The organism is Actinomyces urogenitalis DSM 15434, from assembly GCF_000159035.1.
GTDB lineage: Bacteria > Actinomycetota > Actinomycetes > Actinomycetales > Actinomycetaceae > Actinomyces > Actinomyces urogenitalis.
Genome location: NZ_DS999575.1, coordinates 143,590 through 151,695, shown reverse-complemented (window position 1 = coordinate 151,695; position 8,106 = coordinate 143,590). Strand labels below are relative to the sequence as shown.

Annotated in this window: 8 protein-coding genes; 1 reads left to right on the top strand and 7 read right to left on the bottom strand. The window is 69.5% G+C overall.

Annotated elements, in window-relative coordinates; genetic code table 11:
- The 7 genes from HMPREF0058_RS06620 to ndhC form a co-directional block, all read right to left on the bottom strand.
- On the bottom strand, nt 1-1,711 hold a 1,711-nt coding region (locus HMPREF0058_RS06620; RefSeq protein ID WP_006548979.1), incomplete at its 3' end, for a 2Fe-2S iron-sulfur cluster-binding protein.
- A 3-nt stretch (nt 1,712-1,714) separates the two neighbouring features.
- Nucleotides 1,715-2,989: an NADH-quinone oxidoreductase subunit NuoF gene (gene nuoF, locus HMPREF0058_RS06615; RefSeq protein ID WP_050765679.1), complete on the bottom strand. Its 1,275-nt coding sequence runs from the start codon at nt 2,987-2,989 to the stop codon at nt 1,715-1,717.
- Between the two features lie 80 nt (nt 2,990-3,069).
- On the bottom strand, nt 3,070-3,792 hold the full coding sequence (nuoE, locus tag HMPREF0058_RS06610; RefSeq protein ID WP_006548977.1) for an NADH-quinone oxidoreductase subunit NuoE: 723 nt from the start codon (nt 3,790-3,792) through the stop codon (nt 3,070-3,072).
- Nucleotides 3,792-5,186, bottom strand: coding sequence for an NADH-quinone oxidoreductase subunit D (locus tag HMPREF0058_RS06605; RefSeq protein ID WP_006548976.1), 1,395 nt, complete (start codon nt 5,184-5,186; stop codon nt 3,792-3,794). Before HMPREF0058_RS06605 ends, nuoE begins: the two co-directional genes overlap by 1 nt.
- On the bottom strand, nt 5,186-5,947 hold the full coding sequence (locus tag HMPREF0058_RS06600) for an NADH-quinone oxidoreductase subunit C (protein ID WP_006548975.1): 762 nt from the start codon (nt 5,945-5,947) through the stop codon (nt 5,186-5,188). The genes HMPREF0058_RS06605 and HMPREF0058_RS06600 overlap by 1 nt, the downstream gene beginning before the upstream one ends.
- A complete protein-coding gene (locus tag HMPREF0058_RS06595; RefSeq protein ID WP_048683524.1) occupies nt 5,944-6,537 on the bottom strand; it encodes an NADH-quinone oxidoreductase subunit B in 594 nt (197 codons plus the stop codon). The genes HMPREF0058_RS06600 and HMPREF0058_RS06595 overlap by 4 nt, the downstream gene beginning before the upstream one ends.
- An 81-nt stretch (nt 6,538-6,618) precedes the next feature.
- Complete coding sequence (ndhC, locus tag HMPREF0058_RS06590; RefSeq protein ID WP_006548973.1) at nt 6,619-6,978, bottom strand: NADH-quinone oxidoreductase subunit A; 360 nt, start codon at nt 6,976-6,978, stop codon at nt 6,619-6,621.
- A gap of 288 nt (nt 6,979-7,266) precedes the next feature.
- Between ndhC and HMPREF0058_RS06585 the strand changes: the two genes are divergently transcribed.
- Nucleotides 7,267-7,983 carry a demethylmenaquinone methyltransferase gene (locus HMPREF0058_RS06585; RefSeq protein ID WP_006548972.1) on the top strand — a complete coding sequence of 239 codons (717 nt, stop codon included), beginning with the start codon at nt 7,267-7,269 and terminating at the stop codon, nt 7,981-7,983.
- The last annotated feature ends 123 nt before the right edge of the window (nt 7,984-8,106 follow it).

Sequence of the window (8,106 nt, the reverse complement as noted above, 5' to 3'; positions counted from 1 at the left end):
TGGCCAGGGCGTCGACGACGGACAGCAGGCCAGGAACCGCAGCGGCGCGCTCACCCACGAGGATCGTGGCGCCCTCGTTCTTCAGCGCCTCGACGAGCTCGGGGTGGGTCTGGCTGAGCGTGGCCACGGCGCGGGCCTCCTGGCCCGGGGCGGTCAGGATGAGCTCGGCCGAGAGCTTGCGCACCGAGCGCGAGGCGAGCGTGGTGAGGGTCGCGACCTTGAGGCCGCTTCCTCGCACGCCCTTGCGCAAGCGCAGGAAGAGCGATCCGCACTCGTCCTCGGGCTCCAGGGCCACGAGCAGGACCTGCCCGGCCTTCTCCAGGCTGGAGTAGGTCACCGCGCCGAGCCCGGTACCCGCCACGCGCTTGGCCAGGAAGGAGTCCTCCTCCTTGGAGTGGGGACGCACGCGCTGGTCGATGTCATTGGTGTGGGCGACGGTGCGCGCGAAGCGCGACCAGGCCCAGGCGTCCTCCAGCGTCAGGCGCCCGCCGGGCAGGAAGCCGACCCCGCCGTCGGCCTTGGCTGCCTCCAGGCCGCGGGCCGCGACGTCGAGGGCCTCGGACCAGCTGGTGGCAACCAGCTCGCCGGACTCCTCGTCACGCACGAGCGGCATGGTGAGGCGGTCAGGCTGGCAGGACCAGGCGAAGCCGAAGCGGTCCTTGTCCGTGATCCACTCCTCGTTGACCTGCGGGTCGTTGCCGGCCATGCGGCGCAGCACGACGCCGCGGCGCATGTCCACGCGCAGCGCGGAGCCGGAGGCGTCGTGCTCGGTCACCGAGTCGGTGGAGACCAGGTCCATCGGGCGGGAGCGGAAGCGGTAGCGGGCGCTTGTGAGCGCACCCACCGGGCAGATCTGGATGATATTGCCCGAGAAGTAGGAGGCGAAGGGACGTCCCGAGACGTCCAGGTCCTCACGGCCCGGTCCGTAGACGGCGCCGTCGACCACGCCCGGCTCGCCGGAGGGTCCGGCCAGGTCCGACTCCGGGGCCAGGTAGGCCTCGCCGCGGATGGTCTGGGTGGACACGCCCGCCAGGCCCTCAGGGTCGAAGAAGTCGAGCACCGTGGAGTCGAAGCGGCCGATCTGCTCGCCGTACAGCCCGCCGGTGACCTCGCCGCCCACGTGGCCGGCTCCACGGCCCTGCAGGGCGATGAAGGGGTCGCCCGCGATCTGGTCGGCGAAGCGCACGCAACGCTGGCACAGGACGCAGCGGTCGCGGTCCAGCAGGATGTTGCTGGTCAGGCGCAGCGGCTTGGGGAAGGTGCGCTTGACGTCGGTGAAGCGGCTGGTGGCCTGGGCGCCCGAGCCCATGAGCTCGATGGCCTGGTTCTGCAGCGGGCACTCACCGCCCTTGTCGCACACCGGGCAGTCCAGCGGGTGGTTGATGAGGAGGAATTCCATCGTGCCGGCCTGCGCCTTGGCGGCGACGGGGCTGGTGGCCTGGGTGGAGATCTCCATCCCCTCCATCGCCGTCATGGCGCAGGAGGGCTGGGGCTTGGGCATGGGGCGCACGACGCCGTCGCGGCCCGGCATGGCCACCTCCACCAGGCACTGGCGGCAGTTGGCCGACGGCGCGAGCAGCGGGTGGTCGCAGAAGCGCGGGATCCGAACGCCGATCTTCTCGGCGGCGCGGATGAGGAGCGTGCCCTTGGCGACCTCGACGGGGACGCCGTCGATCGTGATGTTGACCATGTCCACGTGGGTGTCAGTCATGTCTCACCGTGCACTTTCAACGATGGAGGAGGCCGCGTAGGGGAAGAGCACGTTGGCGGCCGTGGTGTAGCCGGCCTCGAATTCGGAGCGGAAGCGGGCGATGCCCGAGCGCACCGGCGTGGCCGCGGCGTCGCCGAGGGCGCAGAAGGAGCGGCCGGCGATGTTGCCCGCGATGTCCTCCAGCTTCTCGACGTCGCCCGGCAGGCCCTGACCGGCTTCCAGACGCAGCATGATCTGGCGCATCCAGTAGGTGCCCTCGCGGCAGGGGGTGCACTTACCGCAGGACTCGTGCTGGTAGAACTCGGTCCAGCGCGTGACCACGCGCACCACCGAGACGGTCTCGTCAAAGACCTGCAGGGCGCGGGTACCGAGCATCGAGCCCGCCGCACCCACCGACTCGTAGTCCAGCGGGACGTCAAGCTCCTCAGGGCCGAAGATCGGCACGGAGGAGCCACCGGGGACCCAGAACTTCAGCTCGTGGCCCTCGCGGACTCCACCGGCCATCTCGATGAGCTGGCGCATCGTGATCCCGAAGGGTGCCTCGAACTGGCCGGGGTGCTTGACGTGACCGGACACGGAGAAGATGCCGTGCCCCTTGGAGCGCTCGGTGCCCATCGCGTTGTACCAGTCGGCACCGCGGGCCAGGATCCCCGGCACCGAGGCGATGGTCTCGACGTTGTTGACCACGGTGGGGCGGGCGTACAGACCCGCCACGGCCGGGAAGGGGGGCTTGAGGCGCGGGTGGCCGCGACGTCCCTCCAGGGAGTCCAGCAGCGCCGTCTCCTCACCGCAGATGTAGGCGCCGGCACCGGCGTGGGCGGTGATACGCAGCGGCTGGTTGCCGTCCAGGCCGAAGCCGGTGTCCAGCAGGCCGGACCCGGTGGCCTCGCGCACGGCGTGCAGCAGGCGACGGTAGACGTGGGTGACCTCGCCGCGCAGGTAGACGAAGGCGTGGTCGCCACCGATGGCCCGGCAGGTGATCGCGATGCCCTCGATGAGGGCCTGCGGGTTGGCCATGATGGTCGGGATGTCCTTGCAGGTACCCGGCTCGGACTCGTCGGCGTTGACCACGAGGTAGCGGGGCTTGCCGTCAGGGGCAGGCAGGAAGGACCACTTCAGGCCCGTGGGGAAGCCGGCGCCGCCTCGTCCGCGCAGGTTGGAGGACTTGACGTAGTTGACCAGCTCCTCGGCGCTCATGGTCTTGGCCTTGGCCAGTCCCTCGTAGCCGCCGTTGGCGCGGTAGGCCTCCAGGGTCCAGGAGCGCTCCTTGTCCCACATGTCCGTCAGCACCGGGGTCAGGGTGCCAGGAGCGGTGAAGGCGGGAGCCTGCGCCTGATCGGTAGGCGTGGCGTTGTCGCTCACTTGCTCTCCTCCTTCGGGGCGGTCCATCCGTTCTCACGCGCGATGCGCAGCCCGAGGAGGCTGGCCTCGCCAGCACCCATGCCCTCGTCGGCGCGGCCGTCCTCGAAGCCTGCCAGGACGCGCTCGTTCTCGCGGAAGGTCGGCAGGGTCTCGGGCCCGCGGGTGGGGGCCACGTCCTCGCCGCGCTCCAGGCGCGAGACCATGTCGACGGCGGAGGCCGGGGTCTGGTTGTCGAAGAACTCCCAGTTGACCATGACGACGGGGGCGTAGTCGCAGGCGGCGTTGCACTCGATGCGCTCCAGGCTGATCCGCCCGTCCTCGCTGGTCTCGTCGTTGCCCAGACCCGTGTGCTCGGCCACGGCCTGCCAGATCTCGTCACCACCCATGACGGCGCACAGGGCGTTGGTGCACACGCCCACGTGGTACTCGCCTGCGGGGTGGCGGCGGAACTGGCTGTAGAAAGTCGCCACCGCGGAGACCTCGGCCAGGGTCAGGCCCAGGGTCTCGGCGCACAGCGCGATGCCGCGCGGGGCGACGTAGCCGTCCTCGCTCTGGACCAGGTGCAGCATCGGGATGAGGGCGCTGCGCTCGTGCCCGGAGGGATAGCGAGACTTGATCTGCTCGATGTCGGCGCGAAGCCGGGCCTCGGTCTCAGGCGAGTAGGCGCCCTCGGAGGCTCCGGCCTGGCCGGTGCTGCCAGGAATCTGCTGGGTTGTCATCAGCGGTCCACGCCTCCCAGGACGGGGTCGATCGAGGCCAGGGAGGGAACGAGGTCGGCGATCATGCCGCCCTCACCCATCATGGCCAGGGACTGCAGGTTGGAGTAGGAGGGGTCACGGAAGTGGACCCGGTAGGGGCGGGTCCCGCCGTCGGAGACGGCGTGGACGCCCAGGACGCCCTTGGCGTGCTCGACCGTGGTGTAGACCTGTCCGGCCGGGACGTGGAAGCCCTGGGTCACCAGCTTGAAGTGGTGGATGAGGGACTCCATCGAGGTGCCCATGATCTCGCGCACGTGCTCCAGGGACTGGCCCTGGCCGTCGGTGGCGATGGCCATGCGGGCCGGCCAGGCGATGGTCGGGTCCGCGACCATGGTCGTGTTGGAGGGGTCGTCCCCGCGCGCAGAGATCTCGTCGAGGCGGTCCAGCGCCTGGGAGATGATCTTGAGGGACTGGAAGCACTCGTCGAAGCGGACGAGCTGACGGTTGTAGCAGTCCGAGCGGTCGTAGACCGGGACGTCGAAGTCGTAGGTCTCGTAGCCGCAGTAGGGCTTGATCTTGCGCATGTCCAGCGGGTAGCCAGCAGCGCGCAGGCACGGGCCCGTCAGTCCCAGGGCCAGGCCAGCGGCCAGGCTGATCTCCCCGGTGCCGATGAAACGCGACTTCAGCAGCGGGTTGGCCAGGAGCATGGCCTGCAGCTCCTGGATGTCGTTCTTGATGTCCGGCATGACCGAGCGGACGAACTCGCTGAAGCCCTCCGGCACGTCCTGGGCCAGGCCGCCGGGACGGATGTAGGCGTGGTTCATACGCAGGCCGGAGACCATCTCGAAGGCGCGCAGGATGTTCTCGCGCGCCCGGAAGGCGATGGTCAGCAGGGTCGTGCCGCCCAGCTCGTTACCACCGGTACCGATGGCGATGACGTGGGAGGAGATGCGGTTGAGCTCCATGAGGATCACGCGCATGACGGTGGCCTTCTCCGGCACGTCATCGGTGATGCCCAGCAGCTCCTCGACCGCCAGGGCGTAGCCGACCTCCTGGAAGAAGGGGGCCACGTAGTCCATACGGGTCACGAAGGTCTCGCCCTGGGTCCAGGTGCGGTACTCCATGTTCTTCTCGATACCCGTGTGCAGGTACCCGGTGCCCACGCGGACCTCGGTGACCTTCTCACCGTCGGTCTCCAGGACCAGACGGAGCACGCCGTGGGTCGAGGGGTGGACGGGACCCATGTTGACCACGACGCGGTCGTGCTCGAGGCGGTCGGCCTCGTCACGGGCGGCGATCTGCTCGGCGATCTCGTCCCAGTCCCCGCCCTCGGCGGTCCACTGGGGGGCGCCGGCGGCCAGAGCGTCGGTGGCCGGACCGGCGGCCCGGAACGTGGTGCTGTTCGCGCTAGTCATCAGCGGTACGACCTCCGGGTGTCAGCGGGCGGGGTGGTGGCGCCCTTGTACTCGACGGGGATGCCGCCGAGCGGGTAGTCCTTGCGCTGGGGGTGCCCGACCCAGTCGTCAGGCATGGCCGAGCGGGTGAGGTTCGGGTGACCGTCAAAGACGATGCCCATCAGGTCCCAGGTCTCGCGCTCGTGCCAGTCGTCACCGGGGTAGACCTCGACGATGGAGGGCACGTGCGGGTCCGACTCGGGGCAGGTGACCTCCAGGCGCAGCTGGCGCCCGCCGTGAGTCAGGGAGACGAGCTCGAAGCAGGCGTGCAGCTCTCGCCCGGAGTCGGCGGGGTAGTGGACCCCGGTGACCCCCAGGCACAGCTCGAAGCGCAGGTCCTGGTCATCACGCAGGGGCCGCACGACGTCGAGCAGGTGCTCCCGGGTGATGAACAGGGTGAGCTGGCCGTGCTCGATGACGACCTTCTCGATGGCCTCGGCCGGAGCGGTGCCAGCGGCCTGGAGGTCCTCGATGAGGATGTCGACGACCTCGTCGAACCAGCCGCCGTAGGGGCGCGTAGCCGCCGGAGCCAGCGTCACGACACTCGTGGTGCCGCCGTAGCCGGTGGTGTCCCCGGCGTCGGAGGCACCAAAGTGACCGGTGTGGGTGGAGATGACCTCCAGGCGCAGCTCGGGGCGCACGGCCTGGCCGGCTACCTCGGGCACGGCCGGCGTGGCGGCGTCGACCTCGGAGCCCGGGTCGGGAAGGTTGGTGTCAGTCATGCGAGCTGGCCCTTCATCTCGTGGATCGGGGTGGCCTTGAGGGCAGCGGCCTCGACGGCGCGCGCGATCTCCTCACGGTGCTTGAAGACAGGACGACGCTCGATCTGACGGGTGAGCTCGAGCATGGCGTTGATGAGCATCTCCGGACGCGGCGGGCAACCGGGCAGGTAGATGTCCACCGGGACGATGTGGTCGCAGCCCTGCACGATCGCGTAGTTGTTGAAGATGCCGCCCGAGGAGGCGCAGGCGCCCATGGAGATGACCCACTTGGGCTCGGGCATGGCGTCGTAGACGTTGCGCACGATCGGCGCCATCTTGTGGGAGACGCGGCCTGAGACCAGCATGACGTCGGCGTGACGCGGCGAGGCGCGGAAGACCTCCCAGCCGAAGCGCGAGAGGTCAAAGCGCGGGGCCGCCGTCGCCATCATCTCGATGGCGCAGCAGGCCAGGCCCATGGTGACCGGCCACAGCGAGCGGGCCTGGGCCAGCGCACTGAGCTTCTCGACGCTGGTGAGCAGGAACCCAGGGCCCTCGACGGACTCCTCGGCCTGCAGCTGCAGATCCCCCCGCTTGGAGGGGATGGTGAGCATCTTCTCCCGGTAGGCCTTGTACTCAGTCTTGTCCATGCTGCTTTCTGCCTTTGCTCGTACTGGTGGGGTCGCGGACCGGGCTCAGTCCCAGTCCAGCCCGCCGCGACGCCACTCCAGGACGTAGGGCACGGTGATGAGGGCGATGAAGACCAGGGCCGCGCTCAGGCCGAAGAAGCCGAGCTGGTGGAAGGCCGTGGCCCAGGGGTAGAGGAAGACGACCTCGACGTCGAAGATGATGAAGGTCATGCCAACCAGGTAGAAGGCGATGGGGAAGCGACCGGACTCCGTGTTGGAGGGCGTGGGGTCGATGCCGCACTCGTAGTTGGCGGTCTTGACCTTGTTCTTCCGGTTCGGGCTCACGATGGCGGACAGGGCGAGACCGCCGACGGCCACGACGAGCGCGACCGCCGCCATGATGAGGAGCGAGACGAAGGGGTTCATGCTTCGGACACCATCCCTTGGGAGAGCTGGTTGACGACCGCCCAGGACAGAGCGGACCTCGCCTGACTCTACTCACGCCGTCAGCCACTTCGAACCAGGGCCGGAGCGCTCCAGCCTTTCGGCGCGATGACGCCAGCCACCCACTCCCGCCGAGGTCAGCGGCCACAGGAAGGACCCTGGCATTTAGGCATAGTTTCCGTCACGAAATATCTCTCCTGTCTCCTGGCTCTCAGCCGACCGGCCCCTCCGTGACGTCGCAGCCGGGTCCCGGGCTGTCATGATGGGGTCATGAGCAGAGCCACCCTGGCCAAGGACCCCAGCGAGGTCGCCGGCATGTTCGACGCCGTCGCGCGCCGTTATGACCTGACCAATGACGTCATGAGCCTGTGGCAGGTGCGGATGTGGCGAGCTGTCACGCGCGCCGCCGTCGACGCCAGGCCAGGGACCAGGGTCCTTGACCTGGCGGCCGGAACCGGCACCTCCTCAGCCGAGTACGCGCGCGAGGGCGCCCAGGTCGTGGCCTGCGACTTCTCCACCGGCATGGTCGCTGAGGGCAAGCGCCGCCACCCCGAGATCACCTTCGTGGCAGGGGACGCCATGGCGCTGCCCTTCGCGGACGCCACCTTCGACGTCGTCACCATCTCCTACGGCCTGCGCAACGTCCAGGACACCGCCCTCGCCCTGCGCGAGATGGCGCGCGTGACCCGTCCTGGCGGCCGCCTGGTCATCGCTGAGTTCTCCACGCCCACGTGGGCGCCCTTCCGGGACCTGTACCGCTTCTACCTGGGCACGGCCCTACCGGCGGCCGGCCGCCTGGTCTCCTCCAACACCGAGGCCTACAGCTACCTCGGGGAGTCCATCCTCGCCTGGCCGGACCAGCAGACCCTGGCCGCCCTCATCCAGGACTGCGGCTGGAGCGAGGTGGGCTACAAGAACCTCTCGGGCGGGATCGTCGCCGTCCACCGGGCCACGCGCCCCGCCCAGGCGCCGGCCCCGAGGCCCTGAGATGCCCCAGCCCTGGCTCGAGGCCGCGCAGGTCCTTGACGGCTCAGCCGCTGCGCCGCACCTGAGCGTGCGGACCACGCCTCTAGCCCCCCGAGATGCCGCGCGCCTGGGCCTGGCCGCCAC

Coding starts and splice junctions, on each gene's coding strand:
- nuoF (WP_050765679.1), bottom strand. CDS start 2,989: ATGTGGGACAAGGAGCGCTCCTGGACCCTGGAGGCCTACCGCGCCAAC.
- nuoE (WP_006548977.1), bottom strand. CDS start 3,792: ATGACAACCCAGCAGATTCCTGGCAGCACCGGCCAGGCCGGAGCCTCC.
- HMPREF0058_RS06605 (WP_006548976.1), bottom strand. CDS start 5,186: ATGACTAGCGCGAACAGCACCACGTTCCGGGCCGCCGGTCCGGCCACC.
- HMPREF0058_RS06600 (WP_006548975.1), bottom strand. CDS start 5,947: ATGACTGACACCAACCTTCCCGACCCGGGCTCCGAGGTCGACGCCGCC.
- HMPREF0058_RS06595 (WP_048683524.1), bottom strand. CDS start 6,537: ATGCTCACCATCCCCTCCAAGCGGGGGGATCTGCAGCTGCAGGCCGAG.
- ndhC (WP_006548973.1), bottom strand. CDS start 6,978: ATGAACCCCTTCGTCTCGCTCCTCATCATGGCGGCGGTCGCGCTCGTC.
- HMPREF0058_RS06585 (WP_006548972.1), top strand. CDS start 7,267: ATGAGCAGAGCCACCCTGGCCAAGGACCCCAGCGAGGTCGCCGGCATG.